The organism is Mycobacterium avium subsp. avium (genome assembly GCF_009741445.1).
In the GTDB taxonomy this organism is placed as follows: domain Bacteria; phylum Actinomycetota; class Actinomycetes; order Mycobacteriales; family Mycobacteriaceae; genus Mycobacterium; species Mycobacterium avium.
The window spans coordinates 921569-945368 of record NZ_CP046507.1; the positions used below are offsets into that span (position 1 = coordinate 921569).

The window sequence follows — 23800 nt, forward strand, 5'->3', positions numbered from 1 at the left end:
TGGAACCGGGAGCACGGCGATGACGGCCGCCGACCCCCGGGCGTTGCGCGCCTGGGCCTACCTGTCCCGGGTCGCCGAACCGCCCTGCCCCGGGCTGGGCGCCCTGGTGCGCCGGGTCGGGCCGGTGGAGGCGGCCGAGCGGGTCCGGCGCGCAGCGGTCGACGACGCGCTGGCCAAACACACCGAAGCCCGGCGCGAGATCGACCGCGCGGCGGCCGATCTCGAGCTGATCGCCCGGCGCGGCGGGCGGTTGGTCACCCCCGACGACGACGAGTGGCCGGTGCTGGCCTTCGCCGCGTTCGGCGCGGCGACACCCCGCCCGCCCGGCACCGCGCCGATGCTGGCGCCGCTGGTGCTGTGGGCGCAGGGCCCCGCCCGGCTCGACGAGGTCGCCCACCGCGCGGCCGCCGTGGTCGGCACCCGCGCCGCGACCGCCTACGGCGAGCAGGTCGCCGGCGACCTGGTGGCCGGGTTGGTGCAGCGCGACGTCGCGGTCGTCTCCGGCGGCGCCTACGGCATCGACGGCGCGGCGCACCGCGCCGCGCTGGACTGCGACGGCGTCACGGTGGCGGTGCTGGCCGGCGGGCTCGACGTCGCCTACCCGAGCGGTCACTCCGCGCTGCTGCACCGGATCGGGCAGCACGGCCTGCTGTTCACCGAATATGCGCCCGGTGTCCGCCCGGCCCGCTACCGCTTCCTAACCCGCAATCGGCTGGTGGCCGCGATGGCGGGGGCCACCGTCGTGGTGGAGGCCGGGCTGCGCAGCGGCGCGGCCAACACCGCGGCCTGGGCGCGCGCGCTGGGCCGGGTGGTGGCGGCGGTGCCGGGGCCGGTGACGTCGTCGGCCTCGGCGGGCTGCCACGCGCTGCTCCGCAACGGCGCCGAGCTGATCACCCGCGTCGAGCACGTCGTCGAGCTCATCGGCCACATCGGCGAATTGGCCGCCGAGGAGCCGCACCCGGTCACGCCGCTGGACGGCCTGGGCGAGGCCGAACGCCGGGTGTACGAGGCGTTGCCGGGCCGCGGCGCGGCCACCGTCGAGCAGCTCGCGGTCGGCTGCGGGTTGCTGCCCGAGCAGGCGCTGGGGCCGCTGGCGATGCTCGAGCTGGCCGGGCTGGTGCGCCGCCAGGACGGGCGCTGGAGGATCGTGCGGACCGCCGCGGGCCCGGCCCCGCCACCGGCGTGACTCGTATAGTCGACGGCGGGTCGAGGTTTGGACAGGAGGACACGTGGCGGGCCGACCACTGCAAAGCTTCGAGGTTGTCAGGACCGAACAACTCACCCCGCATATGGTGCGGGTCGTGCTGAGGGGCAAGGATTTCGACGCCTTCGTGCCGAGCAAGTTCACCGACTCCTACGTCAAGCTGGCCTTCGTCGCCGACGACGTGGACGTGGCCGGGCTGCCCCAGCCGTTGACCCTGGACAGCTTCGCCGAGCTACCGGCCGAGAAGAAGCCTTCGGTGCGCACCCTGACGGTCCGCCACGTCGACGCCGCGTCCCGCCAGATCGCCCTGGACGTCGTCGTGCACGGCGAACACGGGATCGCCGGGCAGTGGGCGGCCACGGCCCAGCCCGGCCAGCCGATCTACCTGATGGGTCCCGGCGGCGCCTACACCCCCGACCCGGCCGCCGACTGGCATCTGCTGGCCGGCGACGAATCGGCGCTGCCGGCCATCGCCGCGGCCCTGGAGGCGTTGCCGCCCAGCGCGGTCGGGAAGGCCTTCATCGAGGTCGCCGGCCACGAGGACGAGATCCCGCTGACCGCGCCCGACGGTGTCGAGGTGCACTGGGTGTACCGCGGCGGCCGCGCCGACCTGGTTCCCGAGGACCGCGCCGGCGATCACGCGCCGCTGATCGAGGCCGTCACCAGCGCCCCCTGGCTGCCCGGGCAGGTGCACGTCTTCATCCACGGCGAGGCCCAAGCCGTCATGCACAACCTGCGGCCCTACATCCGCAAGGAGCGCGGCGTCGACGCGAAATGGGCGGCGTCGATCTCGGGCTACTGGCGCCGCGGCCGCACCGAAGAGACGTTCCGGCAGTGGAAGAAGGAACTGGCCCAGGCGGAGTCGGCGCAAGCCTGACGGCCCGACTGGCATCCTCTATCTCATGGCGTTCGGCGACTACCAGAACGAGATCTACTTCCGCGGCCTGGGCGGGGTGGCGCCGTCGCTGCCGATGGCCTTCGCCGAGCTGGAGGCCCGCGCCGAGCGGGCCATGTCGCCGTCGGTGTGGTCCTACGTCACCGGCGGCGCCGGCGACGAACGCACCCAGCGGGCCAACCGGGAGGCGTTCGACCGCTGGGGCCTGATCCCGCGCATGTTCGTCGGCGCCGCCGAACGCGACCTGTCGGTGCGATCCCGGTGGAAACCGCGTCGGCGCTGGCCCGCAAGCCCGAGATGATGCGCCACGTGCTCAGCCCGGTGCTGCGGATCTACCGCCTCGACGTCCCCGAGCGCATCGAGGTCGGCACCCAGGGATCAGCGCGATTCTGGTTGTTCGGAGTGATCCCCGCCTGGACGCATCACCTCACCATAGAGCGGCTCGACCCGACCGAGATCTACACCAACGAGCACGGCGGACCCGTCCGCACCTGGAACCACCGCCTGACCTTCGAGCCCATCGACGAGGGCAGCTGCCGCTACACCGACGAGATCGAAACCGACGACGGCCTGCGCGGCCTGCCGACCCGCGCCTTCGCCCGGGTCATGTTCCGCCACCGGCACCGGCGGTGGCGCAGGCTCGCGCGGATCCTGCACTGACAGCGAGAGGACGGTGAACCATGGCCGGCAATCAAGAAGGCATCGGCATGCTGAAACTCGAATGCCCGCAACACCATCCCGTCGGCAGGATCCTCAAGGACGCCCCGCATCAGGCCGTCCAGTTCGACCCCGGCGCCCAGGTGGGGCCGCGCCGGTTCTGGCCCGACGAAGACGAGCAACCGAACTTCACCACCCGCTGCCGGTTCTGCGACCAGCCGGTGGGTGAGGCCACCGCCACCCTGCAGGCCCAACTCGCCGAGGTGGTCGCCGACGCCGCCGCCACCGCCGCGACGGCCGCCCTGCCGTATGTGTAGCCGCCGGCCCCCGCAGATACTGTAAGAGCTACCGTAGCTGCGTTGCGGCGCGACGCATCCGCGGCGGCGCCGACCCGAAAGGAGCCCCGTGGCGCAGAACCCCACACCGCCCGACACCCCCCGTCCGCCCGAAGGCGATTGGCTGGGCACGCCGTACCTGCGCTTCGAGCGCTACGGACCCATCGCGCTGTGCACCATCGACCGGCCCCAGGCGCGCAATGCGCTGAGCCCGGCGATGTACTTCGGAATCCGTTACGCCGTCGGACGTCTCAACGAGGACCCGGATCTGGCCGGGCTGGTGCTCACCGGAACCGGCGACGTCTTCGCCCCCGGTGGCGACATGGGCGGCGGGGGCGGCGAGGACAACTGGATCACCTTCGGCTCCGCGCTGGGCATGGACGTGACCCCGTTCGACGCGGTGCGCACCTCGGCCAAGTCGATCGTCTCCGCGGTCAACGGGCTGTGCCAGGGCGGCGGATTCCAGATCGCGCTGTGCAGCGACCTGTCGGTGGTCAGCGATCGCGCTACCTTCCGGGTGCCCGAGTTGTTCCGCGGCTACGCCGACACCTACTACAGCCAGATGCTGGCCCGGGTCATCGGGCCGGTGCGCACCCGCGACCTGATGTTCACCGGCCGGGTGCTCACCGCCGTCGAAGCGCTCGACTGGGGCCTGGTCACCCGGGTGGTGCCGCACGAGAACCTGCTGGACGCGGCCAAAGACCTACTGGCGCAATGCTGCCGGACCGCGCCGCGCGCCCGCGGCGTCATCAAGTCCAGCCTGGACAACTACCTGGGCCTGTACGACCGCATCGGCATGACCGCCAGCCTGTCCGACGCCGAGGCCATCGAGGGCTTCCGCGCGTTCAAACAACGCCGCTCACCCGACTGGGTGCACCCGGATCTGCGGGTCGACGGACGGCTGTAGCAGGCTCACACCCGCCTGTCCCGGTCGCGCCAAAACGGTTCCCGCAGCTGGGTTTTCAGAATCTTGCCGCTGGCGTTGCGGGGCAGCTCCGCCACGAAATCCACCGTGCGCGGGCATTTGAACCCGGCCAGGTGCCGGCGACAGAACTCGATGACGTCGGCGGCATCGACGTCACCGTCGGCCACCACGATCGCCTTGACCGATTCGCCCCAGAAGTCGTCGGGCACCCCGATCACCGCGGCGTCGACGACGGCGGGGTGCTCGATGAGAACGCTCTCCACCTCGGGGCCGTACACGTTCTCGCCGCCGGTGATGATCATGTCCTTCAACCGGTCTTCGATGTACACGTAGCCGTCGGCGTCCAGACGTCCCACATCCCCGGTGCGCACCCAGCCATCGGCGGTGATCGTCTCGGCCGTCGCTTCGGCACGGTTGAGGTATCCGCTCATGTTCTGGTTGCTGCGCACCCACACCTCGCCGGACCGCCCGGCCGGCAACTCGGCGCCGCTGCCCGGGTCGACGATGCGAATCTCGCAGCCCTGCACCGCTTTTCCGGCCGAGAGCTGCAGCTGGGGGCGCGCCGCATCGCGGTGATCGTCGTCGGACAGCGCGGTGACCGCACCGCACAACTCGGTCTGCCCGTACACCTGGACGAATTTGGTGCCCGGCCACGTCGACAGCGCCCGGTGCAGCAGCGGCAGCGGCATCGGCGCCGCCCCGTACACGATGTAGCGCAGACCGGCGATGCTGGCGCGCGCCGCCTCGCCCGCGTCCAGGAACCGGGCGATCACCGGCGGGACGAAGAACGCGTGGGTGGCGCCGGCGCGCACCGCCCCGATCAGCGCCGCCGCGTCGGGCTCGCGGGTCATGATGGTCGGCGCCCCGGCCCGGATCCCGAACAGCGCGTAGCCGATTCCGCCGACGTGAAACAGCGGCATCGCAACAAGATTCGCGTCCCCGTCGCCGAACGGGAACGCAGGCGCCAGGTTCGCCGCGTGATTGACCAGCGCGCACTGGCTCAGCAGCACGCCCTTGGGCCGCCCGGTGGTGCCGGAGCTGTAGATCACCAACGCCGTCTCGTCGGTGTCTACGCCCGCATCGCTCGGCGCCGGTTCGGCTGCGGCGAGTAAGGATTCGTACTCGTCACCGACCTCGATGATGCGTTCCAGGCTCGGCACCCGACGGGCGGCCGCCTCGGCCGCCGGACGCAGCTCGGCGCCGACCACCAGCACGCGGGCGCCGCTGTCGGCCAGCACGTGCACCAGCTCGTCGCCGATCACCCGCCAATTGACCACCGTGGTCACCGCGCCGACGGACGCGCCGCCGATGAGCACCTCCAGGCAGGCGGGGTGATTCTTGTCCAGGAACGCCACGCACTGGCCGCGCTCGATGCCGGCGCCGCGCAGCGCCCCCGCCGCGCGCCGGATCCGCGAGCTCCACTCCGCCCAGGACCACTGCCGTTCGCCGTAGCGGATGGCGATCGCGTCGGGCCGGCGCTGCGCGTGCCGTTCCACGATTCCGGCGAGCGTCTCCCTGGTCTCGGCTGCTGGCATGAACCCCTCCGCGTTCGGTTTGTCCCCGTTCTTCCTACGCGGTCGGGCCCGGGCCCGCGACGGCGGCCCCGGCGAGCGCCGGCCGCTATTGCAAAGACGCGATCATCGCCGCACCCTCGCCGGCGGCCTGGGTGGTCGCGCTGCTGTCCTGCCGGAAGTCGACGAACGCCGAGCGGCCGGTCGAGGTGTTGAGCAGCTCGGTGAAGGTGCCGATCACCGGGATCGAGCCCTGCGGATGCACCACCGTGGCCGTGTAGTTGAGCGAGGCTTGCTGCTGAAAGTTGGGGCCTTGCAGCGGCGTGGTCTCCGGCGGGCCCAGCCGGTTCACATCGGTCAGGATGGCCGAGGCGCCGCCGGTGTACTGGTCGACGTCGGCCTGCAGCAGCGCGGCGGCGTCGGTGCCGGCCCCGGGTTTGACCGTGATCCGCAGCTGCGCGGTGGTGTCGGAGTTGTTCAGCGCCACCCAGTTCGGGCCGCGGTTGCCCAGCGTCCAGCCGGGCGCGGGGGTGACCGAGACGCCCTGGGCGATGGCGATCGCCTCGCCGGAAACCAGCGCCACCCTGGGCGCGCCGGGAGGCGCGGCGCCGGCCCAGACGACGGCCACGGCCAGGGCGGCGAGGCCGGCGGTAGCGAGCCGCCGTCCGCCGGAGCGCGACGGGGCGCGGGGAGGTCGAGTCGATGACATCGTTGTTCCTAACTCGCTCGGGCGGTGCGGGTTTCACCGATGGCCTCATCGTGCCCCGCCCGGGCCTCGATGTCCAAGGACGCTCGATAGGGCGCCGCCGCTGGTCGGGTAAACCTCAGTGCGCCAACGTATTTCAGCAGAAACCAGCCATCGGCAACCCCGGGACCGGCGCGGTGTGCCACCATGACGGGCATGGTGAACCCCGATCGTGCCCGTTCCCGCACCTTTGTCGTGACCGGCGCCGCCTCCGGCATCGGCCTGGCCACCGCGCGGCGGCTGCTGGCCGAGGGCGGCACCGTGGTCGGCGCCGACCTGGCCGACCCGCCCGGCGGCCTGGGCCCCCGGTTCACCTTCGTGCCCGCCGACGTGACCGACGAATCCGCCGTCGCCGCGGTGCTGGCCGCCGTGCCGGGCCGCCTCGACGGCGTCTTTCACGCCGCCGGTGTCGCCGGGGGAGGCCCGGTGCACCTGCTGGACCGCTCCGAATGGGACCGGGTGATCGGGGTCAACCTCACCGGCACCTTCCTGGTGGCCAAGGCGGCCCTGGCGCGGATGATCGACCAGCCCCGCGTCGACGGCGAGCGCGGTTCGCTCGTCACGGTCGCCAGCGTCGAGGGCCTGGAGGGCACCGCCGGGGGCAGCTCCTACAACGCGGCCAAGGGCGGTGTCGTGCTGCTGACCAAGAACATCGCGCTCGACTACGGGCCCAGCGGGATCCGCGCCAACGTCATCTGCCCCGGCTTCATCGAAACGCCCATGGCGCACAACGTGTTCAGCATTCCCGGCATGGAGGCGCCGCTGGCCTCGATCACCAGGGAGCACGCCCTGCAGCGGCTGGGGCGGCCCGAAGAGATCGCCGCGATGGCCGCCTTCCTGCTGTCCACCGACGCCTCGTTCGTCAGCGGCCAGGCCATCGCCGTCGACGGCGGCTACACCGCCGGCCGCGATCACGGCGTGGTGGAACTGTTCGGCTTTCCCAGCTGATACCAATTGGATTCAATTACCACTAAGATCCGTCCATGAGCGGTGGATTAACTCCCGACCAGGCGATCGAGGCGATCCGGGGGACCGGGGGAGCCCAGCCCGGCTGCCGCGCACTGCACGCCAAGGGCACGCTGTACCGCGGCACGTTCACCGCCACCCGGGACGCGGTGATGCTTTCGGCCGCACCGCATCTCGACGGCTCGACGGTCCCGGCGCTGATCCGCTTCTCCAACGGATCGGGCAACCCGAAGCAACGCGACGGCGCGCCCGGGGTGCGCGGGATGGCGGTCAAGTTCACCCTGCCGGACGGCTCCACCACCGACGTCTCGGCACAGACCGCGCGGCTGTTCGTCTCCAGCACCCCGGAGGGGTTCATCGATCTGCTCAAGGCGATGCGGCCCGGCCTGACCACGCCGCTGCGGTTGGCCACCCACCTGCTCACCCATCCGCGGCTGCTCGGGGCGCTGCCCCTGCTGCGGGAGGCCAACCGGATCCCGGCGAGCTACGCCACCACCGAGTACCACGGCCTGCACGCCTTCCGCTGGATCGCCGCCGACGGCAGCGCGAGATTCGTTCGCTACCACCTGGTTCCGACCGCGGCCGAGGAATACCTGTCGGCCTCCGACGCCCGCGGCAAGGACCCGGACTTTCTCACCGACGAGCTGGCGGCGCGACTGCAGGACGGGCCGGTGCGGTTCGACTTCCGGGTGCAGATCGCCGGGCCCACGGACTCGACGGTGGACCCCTCGTCGGCCTGGCAGAGCACGCAGATCGTCACCGTCGGCACCGTGACGATCACCGGCCCCGACACCGAACGCGAGCACGGCGGCGACATCGTCGTCTTCGACCCGATGCGCGTCACCGACGGCATCGAGCCCTCCGACGATCCGGTGCTGCGGTTCCGGACCCTGGTGTACTCGGCGTCGGTCAAGTTGCGGACCGGGGTGGACCGCGGCGCGCAAGCCCCGCCGGTGTGACCTTGGCCCCTTAGCCTGCCGCCGAAATCGGCGGCAGGCTAAGGTTTTTCTCCGGTGTCGCCATTTCAGATGTTCGTCATATGCCTGGCCGGGCTGGCCGCCGGTGCGATCAACGCGCTGGTCGGGTCCGGCACCCTGATCACCTTCCCGACGCTGGTGGCGCTCGGCTATCCGCCGGTGACGGCCACCATGTCCAACGCCACCGGCCTGGTCGCCGGCAGCGTCTCGGGCACCTGGGGCTATCGCGCCGAGCTGCGCGGTCAGTGGGACCGGCTGCGCTGGCAGCTGCCGGCCTCGCTTGCCGGCGCCGGGCTGGGCGCCTATCTGCTGCTGCATCTGCCGGAGAAGGTGTTCGCCGAGATCGTGCCGGTGCTGCTGGTGGCGGCGCTGGTCCTGGTGGTGACCGGGCCGCGGATCCAGGCGTGGACGGCCCGGCGCGCCGAGCTGGCGGGCCGCTCACCCGAACACGTGCCACCCGGGCGGATGGCGACGCTGGTGTTCGGCACCTTCGCCGTCGGCGTCTACGGCGGCTATTTCACTGCCGCCCAGGGCATTTTGCTGGTCGGCCTGATGGGGGCACTGCTGCCCGAATCGGTGCAGCGGATGAACGCCGCCAAGAATCTGCTGGCCCTGGTGGTGAATGTGGTTGCGGCGGTTGCCTATACGTCGGTGGCGTTCGGCCGGATCAGCTGGGCGGCGGCCGGACTGATCGCGGCGGGCTCGCTGGTCGGCGGGCTGCTCGGCGCCCGGTACGGGCGCCGGCTGTCCGGCGGCGCGCTGCGGGCCATCATCGTGGTGGTGGGGCTGATCGGGCTCTACCGCCTGCTCGCGGTGGCATGACGAAACAGCCGCTGCGGCAACGGTTTTGGTGCTACCCGGTGCTCACCAGCGGTCGGCGCCGGACAGCGCGGAGTCGACCGTGGGGTAGATCGGCAGGATGTCCGACAGCCCGCACGCGTCGATGATGCGGCCGACGATCGGCTCGCAGCTCACCAGCCGCAGGTCGATGCCGCGCTGTCGGCAGCGTTTCGCCTCGTCGGTGAGCACGGCGAACGCGCAGCACCCCATGAACTCCAGGCCGGTGACGTCGACCACGAACGGCCCAGGGGTGGTGACGACGCCGGCGGCCTCGCTGACCAGGTGGCGCCAGGTGTCCTCGTTGCACGCGTCGATCTCGCCGCCCGCATAGATCAGCACCGCGGAGCCGCTGCGCGCGGTCGTCGCCCGCAGTGTGCTGTTGGGGTCGCCCAGTTCGTAGACGAGTTTGGTGCTCAGCGTCAGGTGCGTGGCGGACATCGGTTCCACAATGACTGAATTCATGATGGACCCCCTAATCGACAGGCGCGGGAGCGCCTCGAATGGATGCCCGTCCTTCTGTCTGAAGACAGACTGTTCGCAGGCGAATTTCTTTTGTATAACGAGACAGGGCGGTCTGTCTACGGGTCCTGACCTAAGAGTACGGTAAGGCTCGTATGACAACTCCGGATGCCGGATCGTCCGGCGCCTCGGCACGTGAACGCGTCCTGACCGCGGCATATGAGCTGTTCAGCCGGCGTGGGATCCGCGCGGTGGGCACCGACGAAGTGATCGCCCGGGCCGGTGTCGCCCGGGCGACGCTGTACCGCCATTTCGCGACGAAGAACGACCTGGTGCTGGCCGTGCTGCAGCGTCGCGAGGAGCTGTGGACGTACGGGCTGATCGAGGAGCAGTCCCGGCTGCGCGGCGCCACGCCGGAGGAGCAGCTGCTGGCGATCTTCGACGTGATGGACGAGTGGTTCCGGCAGGGCGACCGGTACGAGGGCTGCTCGTTCATCAACGTGCTGCTCGAGCTGGGCCCGGAGCATCCGGCCGGAAAGGCCTGCATCGCCCACATCGACCGCGTCCGCGACATCGTGCGCCGCCGCGCGGTGGCGGCGGGTTTGACCGACGTCGAGGACTTCGCGTCGTCCTGGCACATCCTGATGAAGGGCGCCATCGTGCTGGCCGCCGTCGGCGACCTCGACGCCGCGCGGCGCGCCCGCCGGATGGCCCGCACCCTGATCGAGGAACACCGGCCGCCGCTGGTGTCCGACACCGGCGAGGCGGTGTAGTCAGACCGGGTCGGTCGCGGTGTTGCCGGTCTTGCGGTAGTGCTCGGCCTCCAGCTCGGCGATCGCCCGGGAGGTGCGCTCCCGCAACAGGATTGCCGCCGTCAGCCCGGCCACCACGGCGACCACCAGCCCGATCCAGGAGAACCGCTCCAGCCAGCGCTCGGCGGCCACCCCGGCGAAATAGACCAGCGCGGTGGTGCCGCCCGCCCAGCAGATGGCGCCGGAGACGTTGGCCGTCAGGAACCGCGGGTAGTGCATCTTCAGCGCGCCGGCCAGCGGCCCGGCCAGGATCCGCAGCAGCGCGATGAAGCGGCCCAGGAAGACGGCCCGCGCGCCCCACCGGTTGAACAACTTCTCGGCCAGCGCGACGTGTCCGGGGCCGAAGTGTTTGGGAAACCGCCGGCCGAGCCGCTCGAACAGCGGCATGCCGAACCGCCGCCCCACCGCGTAGCCGATCGAATCGCCGATCACCGCCCCGATCACCGCGGCGACGCCGACACCGAGCGGATTGACGGCCAGGTCGTGATGCGACGACATCAGCGCCGCGGTGACCAGCACGATCTCGCCGGGCAGCGGAATGCCCAGGCTCTCGATCCCGACCACGCCGCCGACCACCAGATAAACCGCGAGCGGCGGGATCGAGTGCAGCAAGGGCTCCACGTTCATGCGTCAAGGATGCCTGATGCGCTGCCCACGCCCTGCAGCCGCGGACGTTTGGGTTCGCGCCCGTCGTACGACGAGAGGCCGCGCAGCCGCCGCCAGACCCACGGGACGAAGCTGTCCTGCGTCCAGCGCCACTGCTCGTAGGCGCCGGCCGCGACCGAACGCCGGGCCCGCTGCTGCCCGCCCAGGGCCCAATCATGGCTGCTGTCAGGCAGATTCAGCGCCTCGGCGGCCGCGGCCGCGAACAAGATGTGCCCCTTGGTCGAGGCGTGCACCCGGTCGACGGCCCAGGTGTCCAACTCCCGCATCGACGGTGCGCTGTACAGGTCGACCAGCCGGAACCCGTGCCGGTTCGCGGCCGCCCGGATGGCCGCGTTGATCCGGGTCAGCCGCCCGGCCACCAGCCGGCCCAGCGGCAGGAACTGCGCGACGTTCGGAAAGGTCGTCGTCACCACCGTCGCGCCCGATCCGGCCAGCGCGGCGTAGATGTGGTCCAGGTCGGTCAGGGCCGGGCCGAACGAGCGCCCGGGCTGGATGACGTCGTTCATGCCGGCGCACACCGTGATCAGGTCCGGCCGCATCGCCAGGGCCGCCGGGACCTGCTCGGCCAGCACGTGGCCTATCCGTTTGCCGCGGATCGCGAGGTTGGCGTATTGCAGCCCGGGATACGCCGAATCGAGCATCGCGGCGAGGCGGTCGGCGAATCCGAGCAGGCCCGTGCTGTCGTCGCCGTCCCACAGGCCCTCGGTCTGGCTGTCGCCGATGGCGACGTAACGGCGGTATCCAGGGTGAATGGCCCCGCTCACGAAGCCGAGAATAACGCGAAGCCGGGCCGCCGACTGGTTACCGTGGAGCCATGCCAGCCAAGCGTGCGCGAGTCGCCGGGCCAGCCGCGGGCGCGCCGGCCGCCGATTCGCTTGCGCCGCAGTATCCGATCGAATCGGTCGACAACGCGCTCAAGCTGTTGCTGCTGCTGGGCGAGCAACCCGAGATCCGGTTGAGCGAGGCCACCCGCTATCTGGGTGTGGCGTCCTCGACGGCGCACCGGCTGCTGGCGATGCTGGCCTACCGCGGATTCGTCCGGCAGGATCCGGTGTCCAAGGCGTATCTGCCCGGCCCGTCGCTGACCGGGGTGGCGTTCGCCATCTTCGGCCGCCTCGACATCGCGCGATCGGCCGCGCCCATCATGCGCGCGCTCAGCGAGCAGCTGCGCGAGACGGTGCACGTCGGCATGCTCGACGGGGCCAGCGTGCGGTTCGTCGCCGCCGTCGAGGGCCCGGCCGCGGTGCGGGTGGCCTCCCGGCTGGGCCGCGCCTTGCCGGCGCATTGCACCTCGACGGGCAAGGTGATGCTGGCCCAGTTGTCCGCGGCCGAACTGCGGGCGCTGCTGCCGCGCGAGCGGCTCAAGCGCATCACCGCGCATTCCCTCGGCAGCCGCGCCGCGCTGGAGGCCGAGCTGGCCGCGATCCGCGAGCGCGGCTACGCCACCAACCGGGAGGAGAGCGAGGAGGGTGTCGCGTCGGTTGCCGTGCCGATCCCCACCCGGGCGCCCGGGCTGCGGCTGGCCCTGAACGCCGCCGCCCCGCAGAACCGGCTGGACGCCGCCCGCTACCCCGCGGTGGCCGCCGCACTTGTGGCCGCCGCCAAGGAGATCGGCGATCAGCTCGGCTAGCCTCCGATCCGCGCCACCTCGTGTCGCCAGGCCGCCTCGGCGGTGAACGCCGGCCCCAGGTCCGGCAGGTCGTCCCAGTCGGCGTCGGCGATGTCGCGCAGCGTGCCGCCGGCCGCGCGCACCCGCAACGACATCCGGGCCAGCGCGTCGACGCTGATCGCCTGCAGCACCGCCTGGGGCACGGTGGCGGCGGCGCTGGTGATGCCGTGCCCGCGGCAGATCACCACCGGCCGGCCGCGCATCGCCGCCACCATGTCCCGGGCCAGCCGCGAATCGTGGATCAGCACGGCGCGTTCGTACACCGGCACGCCGCCGCGGGCCAGCCGGGCGCCGGGAATGTCGTGGGCGCCGTAGATCGGCCGCAGGGTGATGCCGGCCAGGTCGGCGGCGACCACGGCCGGTGGGTGCAGGTGCGCGACGGCGGTGTGCCGCGGGTCGGCCAGCATGGTCTCGACATGGATCGGCAGTTCGTTGGGCACCCGGTAGCCGTCGAGTTCGCCTGGGGCGCCGGCGGTTCCGTCGAACCGGACCAGCCGGATGTCACCGGGCCGGGTGAACGCCACCCCGTCGTCGGTGTCGCTGCGGCAGCGCACCAGCAGGCGCTCGTCGTCGATCCGCAGGCTCACATGCCCGAGGATGCCGTCGACCAGGCCGCGGGCCGCCGCCACCCGGCAGCCCTGCGCCACCAGGGCGCGCTGCTCGTCCAGCCGGCCGCTCACCGCGGCGTCCCCAGCCCGAATCCGCCGTCGGGCCTTACGGTTTCGCCGGTGATGCCGCGGGACCGGTCGGAGGCCAGGAACACGAAACTCCAGGCATGGTCGGCGCCGGACAGCGCGACCCGCAGGGGAGTGCGGGCGGCCACCTCGGCCGCCCGGTCCGGGGCGTCGTCCAGGCGGGTGCCCTGCAGCCCCAGGCTGGCCAGGCCGCGCAGGTCGGTGCCCAGCGTGCCGCCCGGGGCCACGCCGTTGACCCGGATCCCCGGCGCCAGCTCGTGCGCCAACGCCGAAACCAGCCCGCGCACCGCGAATTTGGACGACACGTAGAGCACCCCGCCGCGGCCCGGATAGAACGACGACGCGGACTCGGTCAGCACGATCGAGGAGGCACCGGCGGCCCGCAGCGCGGGCAGCGCCGCCTTGACCGACTGCAGGTGGCTCAGCACGTTGGTGCGAAACATCTCGTCGAACGCGTCGGCGAGCGCGCCCGCGTCGATGTCGGCCACCCCGCGGTAGAAGTCGAACACCCCGACGCAGTTGACCAGGGTGTCCAGCCCGCCGAAGGTGTCCACCGCGAGCGCCACCGCCCGTTCGTTGGCCTCGCGGGTGGTGGCGTCGCCCTCGGCGACGGCCACCTCGGGCAGCTGCCGGCGCAGCCGGTCGCACTTGTCGCTATCGCGTTCCAGCGCAGCGACTTTCGCGCCCTCGGCGGCGAAGGCGTCGACGACGGCGCGCCCGATTCCCGACCCCGCGCCGACGACGAGGGCGCGCTTGCCGTCAAGCCAGCCGGTCATCGCCGTCCTCCGGTTCGTCGGGCAGCAGCGGCGCCTGGCCGTTGCCCACCATGGCGGCCAGCGTGCGGGGGTTCTGCCAGGTCAGCGCCTCGACCTCCAGCGGGTCCAGGGTGATCGAGCGCCCGGTCTTGGGGGCGCTGATCAGCAGCCGCGACCCGTTGCGGGTCTCGACCCGCTGCAGCCGCACCTCGGTGAATTCGTTGCCGAGGATGATGGGTTCGCCGGCGGGATTCACAAAAACACCGCCAGGTTCTGCATCCTCAGCACCGACTCGTCGACGAAGATGCTGCGGCGGGCCAACTTCCAGCGATCCTCACACCAGCGCAGCACGTCCTCGCGGCCGCAGGACACCAGGGCGCTCTCGTTGACGTCGCCGCGGCTGCGGAACAGCAGCTCGGCGGACTCGACCAGCAGGTGCCGGTCGTCCTCGACGAAGGTGCGCACGTTGGTGACGAAATGCCGCAGCCGCGACGGCGGATCCTCGGTCCAGGCGTGCTCGGTGGCGAACCGCGCGACCCGCTGGCTCAGCGAGTACTTGTCCTCGTCGAAGTGCGCCATCCCCGGGCTGGTGTCGAACCCCGCGCCGCGCGCGGTGGTCACCCGCACCGGCATGACGTAGCGGACGTCGTCGGTCAGCGTGTCCAGCCACGCCTGGTAGTGCTGGGCGTCGAGCAGGTAGGCCTCGTCCACCAGGAACTGGTGCGCCTGCAGGTGCCGGGCATCGTCAAAGGGCAGGCAGGTCAACGGTTTTCGCATGCGTCGCCTTCCTGCAGATAGTCGGCCCACATGGCCAGCAGCGCCCGCTGGTTGTGCTCGTTGTAGCCGACCTGCGCGCGTCCGGGGCCGTGGAAAGCGCTGGGCGCCAGCGCCTCGACGACCGGGCGGCCGTCGTCGTACAGGCCCATCCGGCTGTTCAGCAGCAGCCGCCGCGCCATCGACCCGCCCGCGGTGGTGGTCAGCGACACCCAGTTCTCCACATCGTCCTGCTCGAACATGCCGGTGGACCCGAAGCACATCAGATACGCCTTGTACGAATCCTGTTTGTAGTGCGCGGGAGCCGCGGAGTCCACCGCGAACCACGAACACACCTCGGTCTCGTTCTCGCTGATCGGCTGCCACAACCGGATCGAGATGAACGGCAGCGTCTCGTCGTCGCGCCCGTCGCGCACCTTGGGCCAGTTGTGCACGAAACTCAGATTGGGAAAGCAGGTCGCCGCCGAAACCATGAACCCGTCCTCGCCGACCACCCGCTGCTGCCGCGGCGTCCACACCTGTTTGATCCGCCCGATCATCTCGTCGGGGTAGCCGACGTAGTGCATCCGCTCCTCGAAGCCGCCCGGCGGAAGCTTGTAGGTGGTGCCGCCGCCGCGGTGCGCCCAATAGGTAGCGCCGTCCTTGCGCTTCTGGGCCTTCGGCTCGCGGAACAGCCCGATATCGACGATCGAGGCGTGGGTGTGCGGGGTGTGGTACATGTCGCCGGCGAAATTCTCCGCCCCGATCTTCCAGTTCGCCCGGATCCGCCAGCGCTGCGGCCCGCGCAGCTCCACGCCGCCCGCGCTTTGGCGGGTGTAGTAGTCCAGGTAGAACCGGAAGTCGCCGAGAAAATCCTGCAGCGGTGGTGCGGCCGGATCCAGGCTGATGAACAGCAGCCCGTTGTAGCCGGCGAAATTCGGTGCGGGCAAAAGGGTTTGGTCCTTGACGAACCCGTCGTCGCCGCCGTAGGCCTCCCGGTGGAACGGCAATCCGGTGAGCCGGCCGTCGTTGCGGTAGGTCCAGCCGTGATACGGGCAGCGGAAATTGGAGGCGTTGCCCAGCTCCGCGCGGCACACCTGCATCCCGCGGTGCAGGCACATGTTGAACAGGGCCCGCACCCGGCCGTCGGATCCGCGGGTGATGATGAACGAATCGTCGAGCACCCGGCGCACCATGTAGTCGCCGTCGTGCGGAATCTCGGACTCGTGCCCCACGAACGTCCACGCCCGGGCGAACAGCCGCCGCTTCTCCAGCGCGAACAGTTCGGGGTCGTTGTAGATGTGCGCGGGGATCATCCCGCGGCGCACGTTCTCGAGCACCCCGAGCAACCCGCCGTCCGGCCCAGCCATCGCTGCCTCTGTTCTACAGAAATACTTTCCGCTCAGTAGAATCCCGCAGTCGGTAGCGCTGGTCAATCTCCGGGCCCGCGCGCCACCAGCTTTCCGCCAGAATGCTTGGTGCTAATTCACAGGTTGCACGCAATCGAAAGCCGCAACGCCGCAGTTACGGTTGTTCACGTCAGCCATCCCGCGCATGTGAGCGCGGCGCGTTAAGGGGTATCCGTTCGGTTCGGCGTGATGATCGCCGTCTGCCTGCCGGCGTGAGAAAGGACTGGTGTCATGGTGGGTCGACCACGAGCGGGTCGATTGCAGAAGGTCGGATCGAAGGTGGTGGCGGCGATCGGCCGCCAGGAGTGGATGGACCGGCCGAGTTACCGGTTCGAACACCTGCTCAGCTTCGCCTACAACGGGCTGGGCAGCGCCCGCAACACCGTCACCAACGCGCTCAACGGGGTCTGGCTCGGTCACCCGGTGCACCCGCCGCTGGCGTCGCTGACCAGCGGCGCGCTCGGCACCACGGTGGCGCTGGACGCGCTGAGCGTGCTGCCCGGGCAACCCGCCTCCGAGGTCGTCGACGCCTCCCGGTTCGCCACCCGCGCGCTCGGGGTGGGCATCCTGGCCAGCCTTGGTTCGGCCGTCACCGGCGTCACCGACTGGCAGCACACCCACGAGGAGGACCGCCGGGTCGGCGCCGTGCACGGCCTGCTCAACGTGGCCGCCACCGCGCTGTACGTGCAGTCGTGGTTCGACCGGCGCCGGGGCCGGCACGGACGCGGCATCCTGCTCACCGCGCTGGGCTACGGCATCACGGTGGCCGGCAGCTATCTGGGCGGGGCGCTGGTCTTCGAGTCCGGCATCGGCATCGACCAGTCCGGCCCGCGGCTGCGCACCTCGGCCTGGACGCCGGTGCTGCCGGCCAGTTCGCTCAACGGCAAACCGGTGCGCGTCGAGGTCGACGGCGTCGGCCTGGTCGTGTGCCAGACCAAGCCGGGCGAGGTCGCCGCGTACGGGGAGTTCTGTCCGCACCTGGCCGCCCCGATGGCCGACGGCTGGCTGGACCGGGGCCGGTTGGTCTGCCCGTGGCACGGCTCGTGGTTCGCCGCCGAGTCCGGCGAGGTGGTGCGCGGGCCGGCGGCGGCGCCGCTGCCGTGCTACCAGGCCCGAGTGGTCGACGGAGTGGTCGAGGTCCGCGGCGAGCAGCAGCCCGCTCCCGGCGGCGCGGTCGGAATCGCAAAAGGAGGAGCCAGTTGAACGCCTACGACGTCTTGAAGGAACACCACATCGTGATCAAGGGCCTCGGCCGCAAGATCAGCGAGGCGCCGGTGAATTCCGAAGAGCGCCATGCCCTTTTCGACGACCTGCTGATCGAGCTCGACATCCACTTCCGCATCGAGGATGACCTGTACTACCCGGCCCTCAAGGAGGCCAGCAAGCTGATCGCCGTCGCCCATGCCGAGCATCGCCAGGTCGTCGACCAGCTTTCGGTGCTGCTGCGCACCCCGCAGAGCGCGCCGAACTACGAGGACGAATGGAACTCCTTCAAGACGGTGCTCGAGGCGCACGCCGACGAGGAGGAACGCGACATGATCCCGGCCCCGCCGCAGGTGCACATCACCGACGCGGAGCTCGAGGAGCTGGGCAACAAGATGGCCGCCAAGATGGAGCAGTACCGCGGCTCGGCGCTGTACAAGATGCGCACCAAGGGACGCGCGGCGCTGGTGCGTTCGCTCTGAGGCCGACGGTCGACCACACCGCCCGCCTGCCGGGTTCGGCGACCGATCGGGAGTAGCCTCACGGCTCATGGACCCCGAGTGTGTCGCTTCTCAGGGCGACATCACCGCGGAGATCGCCCGCATCGCAGCGCAATACCGCGCCGACGACGGGGGCGCCGGCCAGCCGCTGCTGGACTATCCGCCGTACCGGGCCACCATCCTGCGCCACCCCAAGCAACCGCTCGTCGCGGTCGATCCCGAGGCGGCCGAGCTGTGGGCGCCGTGCTTCGGCCGCGACGACGTCGACCCGCTGGACGCCGACCTGACCGCCGGCCATCGCGGCGAGCCGATCGGGGAGCGGGTCGTCGTCGCCGGGCGGGTCGTCGACGAGGCCGGCCGGCCGCTGGCCGGTCAGCTGGTCGAGATCTGGCAGGCCAACGCCGCCGGCCGCTACCGCCACCAGCGCGACCGCCACCCCGCCCCGCTGGACCCCAACTTCACCGGCGCCGGGCGCTGTTTGACCGGGCCGGACGGCTGGTATCGCTTCCTGACCATCAAGCCCGGCCCCTACCCGTGGCGCAACCACCACAACGCCTGGCGGCCCGCCCACATCCATTTCTCGGTCTTCGGAACCGCCTTCACCCAGCGGCTGATCACCCAGATGTATTTTCCCGGCGACCCGATGTTCGAACTGGATCCGATCTTTCAGTCCATCCTGGACCCCGCGGCGCGCCGGCGGCTGATCGCCCACTACGACCACGACCTCACCCAGCCGGAATACGCCACCGGATACCGGTGGGACATCGTGCTGGCCGGCGGCGGGCGAACCCCGACCGGGGCCGGGAATGACTGAAACAGCCTGCACGCCAGGGCAAACCGTCGGCCCCTTTTTGGACCTGGGATTGCCGTATCCCGGCGACGCCCGGTTGGTCGACGACGGCGATCCGCGGGCCGTCCGGCTGCACGGCACGGTGTACGACGGCGTCGGCGCGGCCGTTCCCGACGCGCTGGTGGAGCTGTGGCAGCCCGACGGCGCGGGACGCATTGTGCGCCAAGCCGGTTCGCTGCGCCGCGATCCCGCGGTGTTCACCGGATGGGGCCGGTGCGCGACCGGCGAGGACGGGGGATACGGGTTCACCACGCTCGCGCCGGGATCGGTGATCGACGGCCGCGCGCCGTTCTTCGCGCTCACCGTGTTCGCCCGCGGGCTGCTGAACCGGCTGTTCACCCGCGCCTACCTGCCCGGCGCGGGACCGGACACCGACCCGCTGCTGGCCCGTGTCGCCCCCGAGCGCCGCACCACGCTGCTGTGCGTCGCCGAAAACGGCGGCCGCGCTTACCGATTCGATATCCGCCTGCAGGGACCTGGCGAGACGGTGTTCCTGGCCTACCGGACGGACGAGCGATGACCAACCTGTTGTGGCCGGGGGACCACCGCGCCGGTGAGCACATGACCGACGCCGCGCTGCTGGATGCGATGGTGGCGGTGGAATCGGCGTGGCTGGCCGCGCTGACGGGCGCCGGACTGGCACCGGCCGACTACGCGGCGGCAGACCTGCGGAACCTGTTGGCGGACAACGACTCCGAGACATTAGCGGTCGGCGCCGAGGACGGCGGCAACCCCGTCATCGGGCTGGTGCGCCTGCTGCGGGAGCGCGCCGACCCAGCCGTCGCGCCGTGGATTCACCGCGGGCTCACCAGCCAGGACGTGCTGGACACCGCCCTGATGCTGGGCGTGCGCGCGCTCGCCGACGACCTGATCGCCGAACTGCGAGAGCAGATCCGGGTGCTGTCCGCGCTGACCGACCGGCACCGGGCCACCCCCATGGTGGCCCGCACCCTCACCCAGCACGCCGCCCCCACCACCTTCGGCGCCAAGGCCGCCGGCTGGCTGAACGGGGTCATCGACGCCTTCGACAACGTGATAGCCCTGGTCACCCCGGTCCAAATCGGCGGCGCGGCAGGAACATTGGCCGCCAGCACCGAACTCGCGGCGCTGCGCACCGGTACCGTCGACCCGGCGGCGGTCTCCGTCGAGCTCGCTCGCGGCAGCGGCCGCGCTGGGCCTGGCGCCGCGGCCGCCCTGGCACACCGCCCGTGCACCGATCACCGCGGCCGCCGACGCTCTCGTCGGCTGCACCGACAGCTGGGGCCGTATCGCCGCGGACGTCGTCACCCTGGCCCGTCCGGAGATCGGCGAACTCGGTGAGCCGGCGACCGCCACCCGCGGCGGCTCGTCGTCGATGCCGCACAAGCGAAACCCGGTGTTGTCCGTCCTGATTCGCCGGGCGGCCATCGCGGGCCCGCCACTGGCCGCGACGCTGCACACCGCCGCCGCGCTGGCCGGCGACGAACGCCCGGACGGCGCCTGGCATGCCGAGTGGGACACGCTGCGCACCCTGGGCCGGCGCACCGCCGTGGCCGCATCCCAGTGCACGGAACTGCTGGCCGGGCTGAGCGTGCACGCCGCGCGGATAGCCGAAAACCTCGCAGCCGCAGACGTTTTGGGTGAACAGCGGGCGATCGCCGAGCTGGCCGGCGGCGCACCGTCACCGACCTACTTCGGCGCCGTCGACCGGGTGATCGACGAGACGCTGCGCCGCGCCGCGCGGGTGCGTCCCGAGCGGTGAGCGATCCGGCGCCTCAGTCGGCCACCGCGATCTCGATGGACAGGCACTCGCCCAGGGCGTGCGCGGCCGCCCAGTCGCCGCCACGCACCGCGCGTTCGAGTTCGTCGACCAGCGGGCTGTCGGCGCCCAGATCGGCCAGCCACGCCGACACCGTCGCCGTGATCTGGTGGGCGGGCACCCGGGCGACATGCCCGCGGTGCAGTCGGTCGGTCAGCTGGTAGATGGTGGCCGTCGGTTTGCGCTGCGGCCAATGAACCATCCATTTGGGTGAATTCATCGTCCCCTCCCCGCTAGCCTCAACGACTCATTCGACTCCGGCGGCACGTCCAGCTCTCGAGCACAATAGTACGTGTGTACCATTGCGCCGGTCGTTGTTTTGGCCGTGAAATATCCCGATTTTTCCGCTCTTCGGTCATCGTGATCGCCCACCTGGTTCTCCCGTCGCGACGAGCGGGCCGATCAGTGCCGCGCCAACGAGGCACGGCCCGCTCGGGCCATGATGCGTTGCAACACGTTGTGCGACAGGTCGCCGTCGTTGGCCACCCGCGCCAGGCCCCGCCGCCGCAAGAACATGTCGAGCCGGCGATCGGGCGACCAATCCGCGTACGTCGAGCCGAGGTAGTGCGACTGCAGGAAATCCGACGCCAACGCGTCGAGGTCGGACTCCGTCATTGGACTGGCCCCCATAACCGGCATGCTCCTTTGTTCTCCCGCGACCGCCGCAGCCAAGTTACGTCAGGGGGCGTCACTAATTCGTCACGCCGCGATTGCGGAAAGGGCCCAAAGTCGGCCGCGGTCAGCCGGTCTGCGACGCCGTCGGCTTGTGGGCGACGATCGCGACGGCGGCCAGTTGCCTGCGATGTTTGCGGAACGTGCGGCGCATGGTCAGCACCCGCTTGCGGGCGTCGCGGTGCACCAGCACGTTGCGGGCGAACCGCAGCGCCCCGAACAACCCCTCGTCGGAGACCAGCCGGCGCGGCTGCAGCAGCGCCATCGGCGCGGTCGCGACGTGATCGACCACCAATCCGTGCTCGGCCAGCAGCGCCGACCATTCCGCGACGGTCAACGGACGGGCGTTCACCTTGATGGCCCGGGCCAGCGCCCGGCGGATGTCGGTGCTGACCTCCGCGGAGACGGTGTCCGGCGTCAGCGCGAGTTCGTGGATGGCGTAGCGGCCGCCCGGGCGCAGCACGCGCGCCGCCTCGGCGACGATCGCCCGCTTGGCCGCATCGCCCTGCATGGTCAGCATCGCCTCGCCGATGACGACATCGCCGCTGGCGTCGGGCAATCCGGTGTCGGCCGCGTCGGCGACCCGCACGGCGGCGTTGTGCGCACCGAGATCGCCGAGCACGCCGCGCACCACGTTGGCCGCATCGGGGTCGGCCTCGGCGCCCACGTAGGAGCGCGGCGCCCGGGCCACGATCTCGGTGGCGGTGCGGCCCAGGCCCGGCGCCAGCTCGACGACGTCGGCGCCGGTCAGTTGGGCGTGGGACAGCAGGGTGCGGGTCAGCTCGACACCGCCGGGCCGCAGTACCCGTTTGCCGAGCCGCGCCAGCAGCCAATGCCCGGCCACCGCCTCGTCGGCGCGGTGCGACCCGGGGAGCGGAGGTTCGGAACCTGTGCGAAGTTCGTTGGCGGCCATGGATTCTCCGACGCTGAGGCTAGTTTTTACAAGATTGATTGTGTAAACTCTAGCGCATGACCTACGTGATCGGGAAGCCATGCATCGATGTGATGGACCGCGCTTGCGTCGACGAGTGTCCGGTGGATTGCATTTACGAGGGCGGCCGGGCGCTCTACATTCATCCCGACGAGTGCGTCGACTGCGGCGCGTGCGAGCCGGTGTGTCCGGTGGAGGCGATTTACTACGAAGATGACCTGCCCGAGGACCTCAAACCGCACCTGGCCGACAATGAAGCGTTCTTCGCCGAACCGCTGCCGGGCCGCGACGCGCCCCTGGGATCCCCGGGCGGGGCGGCCAAGCTGGGCCCGCTCGGCGTCGACACCCCGCTGGTGGCAAGCCAGCCCAGTGCCGCCCATTCGGACGGCTCCTGACCGACGAGGAGCGTGGGGGACCCGTTGACCAAGTCACGGAAGTTGCTGGCCCCCTCGGCCGGGGAATCGGCCGGCCGCCGCCGCGCGGTGCTGCGGTTGCTGCGCGCCTCGCCCGAGCCGATGAGCATCGCCGGGATCGCCGACGTGCTGGGCGTGCACCCCAACACGGTGCGCTTCCATCTGGACAGCCTCGTCGCCGACGGCCAGGTCGAGCACGTCGAGCTGGACCGCAAGGGGCCGGGCCGCCCACCGCTGATGTTCCGGGCGGTGCGGCAGATGGACCGCGGCGGGACGCGGCACTACCGGCTGCTGGCCGAAATCCTGGCGAAGGCCTTCGCCGCCGAAACCGATCCCGCGCCCAAGGCGCTGGCCGCCGGCCGGGCCTGGGGGCAGCAGCTGGACGCCGAACGGCGTCGGCTGCCGCGGGACGCGGCCGGCGCCGAGCAGGCCATCGCCCAGCTGGTCGACGTGCTCGACGAGCTCGGCTTCGCACCCGAGCGCCGGGTGATCGACGGAGAGCAGCAGGTCGGCCTGCGGCACTGCCCGTTCCTGGAATTGGCCGAGAACTCCTCGAATGTGGTGTGCCCGGTGCATCTGGGCCTGATGCAGGGGGCCATGGAAAGCTGGGGCGCGCCGGTCTCGGTGGACCGGCTCGACCCGTTCGTCGAGCCGGACCTGTGTCTGGCTCACCTGACGCTGCAAGGGGCGGACAGATGAGCACCGGAACCGCGATCGCCGTCGCGCTCACCTTCGTCTGGCTCGGCATGGTGCTGGCCATATCGTTCCTGGAGGCGCCGCTGAAGTTCCGGGCGCCCAACGTGACTCTGCAGATCGGGCTGGGCATCGGGCGCTTGGTCTTTCGCGCGCTCAACACCGTCGAGGTGGTCTTCGCCCTCGTCATCGGCGCGATCGTGGTGGCCGGCCCCACCCGGGCGGGCGTCGCGGTGGCCATCGGCGTGGCCGTCGCCGCCCTGGCCGTCCAGCTGGTGGCGGTCCGGCCCGCCCTGACCCGCCGGTCCGACCGGGTGCTGGCCGGGGACGACGGACCTCGCTCCCGGGCCCACTACGGCTACGTCGCGCTGGAGGCGGTCAAGGTGGTCGCGCTGATCGCGGCGGGGATACTGCTACTGAGCGGTTGACGGCCAACCCTCAAGGCGAAGGCCTTGCGACTTCGAAGG

The 23800-nt window shown here is 71.2% G+C and carries 30 protein-coding genes and 2 pseudogenes; 19 read left to right on the plus strand and 13 right to left on the minus strand.

What is annotated here, in order from left to right; genetic code table 11:
• Nucleotides 1-19 precede the first annotated feature (19 nt).
• From dprA to MAA44156_RS04630, 6 genes and pseudogenes are all read left to right on the plus strand, one after another.
• A complete protein-coding gene (dprA, locus tag MAA44156_RS04605; RefSeq protein WP_033726171.1) occupies nucleotides 20-1186 on the plus strand; it encodes a DNA-processing protein DprA in 1167 nt (388 codons plus the stop codon).
• A gap of 43 nt (nucleotides 1187-1229) precedes the next feature.
• A complete protein-coding gene (locus tag MAA44156_RS04610; protein WP_009977839.1) occupies nucleotides 1230-2081 on the plus strand; it encodes a siderophore-interacting protein in 852 nt (283 codons plus the stop codon).
• A gap of 25 nt (nucleotides 2082-2106) precedes the next feature.
• Nucleotides 2107-2355: pseudogene (locus MAA44156_RS04615) on the plus strand (alpha-hydroxy-acid oxidizing protein); the annotation flags it as partial.
• 5 nt (nucleotides 2356-2360) lie between these two features.
• Nucleotides 2361-2759 (plus strand): Rv1443c family protein, encoded by a 399-nt coding sequence (locus MAA44156_RS04620; RefSeq protein WP_009977836.1) that lies wholly within the window; start codon nucleotides 2361-2363, stop codon nucleotides 2757-2759.
• Between the two features lie 20 nt (nucleotides 2760-2779).
• On the plus strand, nucleotides 2780-3073 hold the full coding sequence (locus MAA44156_RS04625) for a hypothetical protein (protein ID WP_009977834.1): 294 nt from the start codon (nucleotides 2780-2782) through the stop codon (nucleotides 3071-3073).
• 88 nt (nucleotides 3074-3161) lie between these two features.
• The gene (locus tag MAA44156_RS04630; protein ID WP_009977832.1) at nucleotides 3162-3998 is read left to right on the plus strand and encodes an enoyl-CoA hydratase/isomerase family protein; all 837 of its coding nucleotides are present in this window, start codon (nucleotides 3162-3164) and stop codon (nucleotides 3996-3998) included.
• Nucleotides 3999-4003: 5 nt separating this feature from the next.
• Here MAA44156_RS04630 and MAA44156_RS04635 read toward each other — a convergent pair whose 3' ends face one another.
• The gene (locus MAA44156_RS04635; RefSeq protein WP_009977831.1) at nucleotides 4004-5551 is read right to left on the minus strand and encodes a long-chain-fatty-acid--CoA ligase; all 1548 of its coding nucleotides are present in this window, start codon (nucleotides 5549-5551) and stop codon (nucleotides 4004-4006) included.
• Nucleotides 5552-5636: 85 nt separating this feature from the next.
• Nucleotides 5637-6236 carry a hypothetical protein gene (locus tag MAA44156_RS04640; protein ID WP_023884101.1) on the minus strand — a complete coding sequence of 200 codons (600 nt, stop codon included), beginning with the start codon at nucleotides 6234-6236 and terminating at the stop codon, nucleotides 5637-5639.
• A 183-nt stretch (nucleotides 6237-6419) separates the two neighbouring features.
• On the opposite strand from MAA44156_RS04640, the gene MAA44156_RS04645 reads away from it, so the two are divergent.
• The 3 genes from MAA44156_RS04645 to MAA44156_RS04655 all read left to right on the plus strand — a co-directional run bounded on the left by MAA44156_RS04645 (nucleotide 6420) and on the right by MAA44156_RS04655 (nucleotide 9037).
• The gene (locus MAA44156_RS04645) at nucleotides 6420-7220 is read left to right on the plus strand and encodes an SDR family NAD(P)-dependent oxidoreductase (protein ID WP_009977830.1); all 801 of its coding nucleotides are present in this window, start codon (nucleotides 6420-6422) and stop codon (nucleotides 7218-7220) included.
• A 35-nt stretch (nucleotides 7221-7255) separates the two neighbouring features.
• A complete protein-coding gene (locus MAA44156_RS04650) occupies nucleotides 7256-8197 on the plus strand; it encodes a catalase family peroxidase (RefSeq protein WP_009977829.1) in 942 nt (313 codons plus the stop codon).
• A 69-nt stretch (nucleotides 8198-8266) separates the two neighbouring features.
• The gene (locus tag MAA44156_RS04655; protein ID WP_009977827.1) at nucleotides 8267-9037 is read left to right on the plus strand and encodes a sulfite exporter TauE/SafE family protein; all 771 of its coding nucleotides are present in this window, start codon (nucleotides 8267-8269) and stop codon (nucleotides 9035-9037) included.
• 42 nt (nucleotides 9038-9079) lie between these two features.
• Here the strand turns inward: MAA44156_RS04655 and MAA44156_RS04660 are convergent, their stop codons facing one another.
• On the minus strand, nucleotides 9080-9517 hold the full coding sequence (locus tag MAA44156_RS04660; protein ID WP_003875324.1) for an anti-sigma factor antagonist: 438 nt from the start codon (nucleotides 9515-9517) through the stop codon (nucleotides 9080-9082).
• A 152-nt stretch (nucleotides 9518-9669) separates the two neighbouring features.
• Between MAA44156_RS04660 and MAA44156_RS04665 the strand changes: the two genes are divergently transcribed.
• Nucleotides 9670-10287 carry a TetR/AcrR family transcriptional regulator gene (locus MAA44156_RS04665; RefSeq protein WP_003875325.1) on the plus strand — a complete coding sequence of 206 codons (618 nt, stop codon included), beginning with the start codon at nucleotides 9670-9672 and terminating at the stop codon, nucleotides 10285-10287.
• Here the strand turns inward: MAA44156_RS04665 and MAA44156_RS04670 are convergent, their stop codons facing one another.
• Entirely contained in the window at nucleotides 10288-10953 is a 666-nt protein-coding gene (locus tag MAA44156_RS04670) for a DedA family protein (protein ID WP_003875326.1), read from the minus strand. It lies immediately after the preceding gene.
• Nucleotides 10950-11756 (minus strand): SGNH/GDSL hydrolase family protein, encoded by an 807-nt coding sequence (locus tag MAA44156_RS04675; protein WP_009977824.1) that lies wholly within the window; start codon nucleotides 11754-11756, stop codon nucleotides 10950-10952. The genes MAA44156_RS04670 and MAA44156_RS04675 overlap by 4 nt, the downstream gene beginning before the upstream one ends.
• Before the next feature lie 50 nt (nucleotides 11757-11806).
• Here MAA44156_RS04675 and MAA44156_RS04680 point away from each other — a divergent pair, with 50 nt between their 5' ends.
• Nucleotides 11807-12622: an IclR family transcriptional regulator gene (locus MAA44156_RS04680; protein WP_009977823.1), complete on the plus strand. Its 816-nt coding sequence runs from the start codon at nucleotides 11807-11809 to the stop codon at nucleotides 12620-12622.
• Here MAA44156_RS04680 and phtC read toward each other — a convergent pair.
• Genes phtC through MAA44156_RS04705 form a run of 5 tightly spaced genes read right to left on the minus strand, consistent with a single transcriptional unit; the run spans nucleotide 12619 to nucleotide 16234 of the window.
• Nucleotides 12619-13341: a 3,4-dihydroxyphthalate decarboxylase gene (phtC, locus tag MAA44156_RS04685; RefSeq protein WP_009977821.1), complete on the minus strand. Its 723-nt coding sequence runs from the start codon at nucleotides 13339-13341 to the stop codon at nucleotides 12619-12621. The two genes, MAA44156_RS04680 and phtC, sit on opposite strands and share 4 nt — an antisense overlap.
• On the minus strand, nucleotides 13338-14132 hold the full coding sequence (gene hcaB / locus MAA44156_RS04690) for a 3-(cis-5,6-dihydroxycyclohexa-1,3-dien-1-yl)propanoate dehydrogenase (RefSeq protein ID WP_009977820.1): 795 nt from the start codon (nucleotides 14130-14132) through the stop codon (nucleotides 13338-13340). The genes phtC and hcaB overlap by 4 nt, the downstream gene beginning before the upstream one ends.
• Nucleotides 14116-14367 (minus strand): hypothetical protein, encoded by a 252-nt coding sequence (locus MAA44156_RS04695; protein ID WP_009977819.1) that lies wholly within the window; start codon nucleotides 14365-14367, stop codon nucleotides 14116-14118. The genes hcaB and MAA44156_RS04695 overlap by 17 nt, the downstream gene beginning before the upstream one ends.
• A complete protein-coding gene (locus MAA44156_RS04700; protein ID WP_029248536.1) occupies nucleotides 14364-14888 on the minus strand; it encodes a 3-phenylpropionate/cinnamic acid dioxygenase subunit beta in 525 nt (174 codons plus the stop codon). Before MAA44156_RS04700 ends, MAA44156_RS04695 begins: the two co-directional genes overlap by 4 nt.
• Complete coding sequence (locus tag MAA44156_RS04705; RefSeq protein ID WP_023879868.1) at nucleotides 14873-16234, minus strand: aromatic ring-hydroxylating dioxygenase subunit alpha; 1362 nt, start codon at nucleotides 16232-16234, stop codon at nucleotides 14873-14875. The genes MAA44156_RS04700 and MAA44156_RS04705 overlap by 16 nt, the downstream gene beginning before the upstream one ends.
• 270 nt (nucleotides 16235-16504) lie before the next feature.
• On the opposite strand from MAA44156_RS04705, the gene MAA44156_RS04710 reads away from it, so the two are divergent.
• From MAA44156_RS04710 to MAA44156_RS04730, 5 genes and pseudogenes are all read left to right on the plus strand, one after another.
• Entirely contained in the window at nucleotides 16505-17476 is a 972-nt protein-coding gene (locus MAA44156_RS04710; RefSeq protein ID WP_011725507.1) for a Rieske (2Fe-2S) protein, read from the plus strand.
• Complete coding sequence (locus MAA44156_RS04715) at nucleotides 17473-17958, plus strand: hemerythrin domain-containing protein (RefSeq protein WP_003875335.1); 486 nt, start codon at nucleotides 17473-17475, stop codon at nucleotides 17956-17958. The genes MAA44156_RS04710 and MAA44156_RS04715 overlap by 4 nt, the downstream gene beginning before the upstream one ends.
• Nucleotides 17959-18025: 67 nt before the next feature.
• Complete coding sequence (gene pcaH, locus MAA44156_RS04720; protein ID WP_009977813.1) at nucleotides 18026-18790, plus strand: protocatechuate 3,4-dioxygenase subunit beta; 765 nt, start codon at nucleotides 18026-18028, stop codon at nucleotides 18788-18790.
• On the plus strand, nucleotides 18783-19346 hold the full coding sequence (pcaG, locus tag MAA44156_RS04725; protein ID WP_023861177.1) for a protocatechuate 3,4-dioxygenase subunit alpha: 564 nt from the start codon (nucleotides 18783-18785) through the stop codon (nucleotides 19344-19346). The genes pcaH and pcaG overlap by 8 nt, the downstream gene beginning before the upstream one ends.
• Nucleotides 19343-20567, plus strand: a pseudogene (locus MAA44156_RS04730) (lyase family protein). Before pcaG ends, MAA44156_RS04730 begins: the two are co-directional and overlap by 4 nt.
• Before the next feature lie 13 nt (nucleotides 20568-20580).
• On the opposite strand, the gene MAA44156_RS04735 reads toward MAA44156_RS04730, so the two are convergent.
• From MAA44156_RS04735 to MAA44156_RS04745, 3 genes are all read right to left on the minus strand, one after another.
• Nucleotides 20581-20844 carry an Rv2628 protein family gene (locus MAA44156_RS04735; RefSeq protein ID WP_011725503.1) on the minus strand — a complete coding sequence of 88 codons (264 nt, stop codon included), beginning with the start codon at nucleotides 20842-20844 and terminating at the stop codon, nucleotides 20581-20583.
• 182 nt (nucleotides 20845-21026) lie between these two features.
• Nucleotides 21027-21239, minus strand: a complete 213-nt coding sequence (locus MAA44156_RS04740; protein WP_003878561.1) for a hypothetical protein — start codon at nucleotides 21237-21239, stop codon at nucleotides 21027-21029.
• Nucleotides 21240-21363: 124 nt separating this feature from the next.
• Complete coding sequence (locus tag MAA44156_RS04745) at nucleotides 21364-22209, minus strand: class I SAM-dependent methyltransferase (RefSeq protein ID WP_009977809.1); 846 nt, start codon at nucleotides 22207-22209, stop codon at nucleotides 21364-21366.
• Nucleotides 22210-22265: 56 nt separating this feature from the next.
• On the opposite strand from MAA44156_RS04745, the gene fdxA reads away from it, so the two are divergent.
• The 3 genes from fdxA to MAA44156_RS04760 are packed head-to-tail and all read left to right on the plus strand — an operon-like array spanning nucleotide 22266 to nucleotide 23761.
• Nucleotides 22266-22622, plus strand: a complete 357-nt coding sequence (gene fdxA / locus MAA44156_RS04750; RefSeq protein ID WP_003875342.1) for a ferredoxin — start codon at nucleotides 22266-22268, stop codon at nucleotides 22620-22622.
• Between the two features lie 12 nt (nucleotides 22623-22634).
• A complete protein-coding gene (locus MAA44156_RS04755; RefSeq protein WP_009977808.1) occupies nucleotides 22635-23339 on the plus strand; it encodes a helix-turn-helix transcriptional regulator in 705 nt (234 codons plus the stop codon).
• Nucleotides 23336-23761, plus strand: a complete 426-nt coding sequence (locus tag MAA44156_RS04760; RefSeq protein ID WP_003875344.1) for a hypothetical protein — start codon at nucleotides 23336-23338, stop codon at nucleotides 23759-23761. Before MAA44156_RS04755 ends, MAA44156_RS04760 begins: the two co-directional genes overlap by 4 nt.
• Nucleotides 23762-23800 lie beyond the last annotated feature (39 nt).

Bases quoted from the DNA above. Each gene is read 5' to 3' on its own strand.
- dprA (WP_033726171.1), top strand. From the start codon at position 20: ATGACGGCCGCCGACCCCCGGGCGTTGCGCGCCTGGGCCTACCTGTCC.
- MAA44156_RS04625 (WP_009977834.1), top strand. From the start codon at position 2,780: ATGGCCGGCAATCAAGAAGGCATCGGCATGCTGAAACTCGAATGCCCG.
- MAA44156_RS04635 (WP_009977831.1), bottom strand. From the start codon at position 5,551: ATGCCAGCAGCCGAGACCAGGGAGACGCTCGCCGGAATCGTGGAACGG.
- MAA44156_RS04640 (WP_023884101.1), bottom strand. From the start codon at position 6,236: ATGTCATCGACTCGACCTCCCCGCGCCCCGTCGCGCTCCGGCGGACGG.
- MAA44156_RS04645 (WP_009977830.1), top strand. From the start codon at position 6,420: ATGACGGGCATGGTGAACCCCGATCGTGCCCGTTCCCGCACCTTTGTC.
- MAA44156_RS04650 (WP_009977829.1), top strand. From the start codon at position 7,256: ATGAGCGGTGGATTAACTCCCGACCAGGCGATCGAGGCGATCCGGGGG.
- MAA44156_RS04655 (WP_009977827.1), top strand. From the start codon at position 8,267: ATGTTCGTCATATGCCTGGCCGGGCTGGCCGCCGGTGCGATCAACGCG.
- MAA44156_RS04660 (WP_003875324.1), bottom strand. From the start codon at position 9,517: ATGAATTCAGTCATTGTGGAACCGATGTCCGCCACGCACCTGACGCTG.
- MAA44156_RS04665 (WP_003875325.1), top strand. From the start codon at position 9,670: ATGACAACTCCGGATGCCGGATCGTCCGGCGCCTCGGCACGTGAACGC.
- MAA44156_RS04670 (WP_003875326.1), bottom strand. From the start codon at position 10,953: ATGAACGTGGAGCCCTTGCTGCACTCGATCCCGCCGCTCGCGGTTTAT.
- MAA44156_RS04680 (WP_009977823.1), top strand. From the start codon at position 11,807: ATGCCAGCCAAGCGTGCGCGAGTCGCCGGGCCAGCCGCGGGCGCGCCG.
- hcaB (WP_009977820.1), bottom strand. From the start codon at position 14,132: ATGACCGGCTGGCTTGACGGCAAGCGCGCCCTCGTCGTCGGCGCGGGG.
- MAA44156_RS04700 (WP_029248536.1), bottom strand. From the start codon at position 14,888: ATGCGAAAACCGTTGACCTGCCTGCCCTTTGACGATGCCCGGCACCTG.
- MAA44156_RS04705 (WP_023879868.1), bottom strand. From the start codon at position 16,234: ATGGCTGGGCCGGACGGCGGGTTGCTCGGGGTGCTCGAGAACGTGCGC.
- MAA44156_RS04710 (WP_011725507.1), top strand. From the start codon at position 16,505: ATGGTGGGTCGACCACGAGCGGGTCGATTGCAGAAGGTCGGATCGAAG.
- pcaH (WP_009977813.1), top strand. From the start codon at position 18,026: ATGGACCCCGAGTGTGTCGCTTCTCAGGGCGACATCACCGCGGAGATC.
- pcaG (WP_023861177.1), top strand. From the start codon at position 18,783: ATGACTGAAACAGCCTGCACGCCAGGGCAAACCGTCGGCCCCTTTTTG.
- MAA44156_RS04735 (WP_011725503.1), bottom strand. From the start codon at position 20,844: ATGAATTCACCCAAATGGATGGTTCATTGGCCGCAGCGCAAACCGACG.
- MAA44156_RS04740 (WP_003878561.1), bottom strand. From the start codon at position 21,239: ATGACGGAGTCCGACCTCGACGCGTTGGCGTCGGATTTCCTGCAGTCG.
- MAA44156_RS04745 (WP_009977809.1), bottom strand. From the start codon at position 22,209: ATGGCCGCCAACGAACTTCGCACAGGTTCCGAACCTCCGCTCCCCGGG.
- fdxA (WP_003875342.1), top strand. From the start codon at position 22,266: ATGACCTACGTGATCGGGAAGCCATGCATCGATGTGATGGACCGCGCT.
- MAA44156_RS04760 (WP_003875344.1), top strand. From the start codon at position 23,336: ATGAGCACCGGAACCGCGATCGCCGTCGCGCTCACCTTCGTCTGGCTC.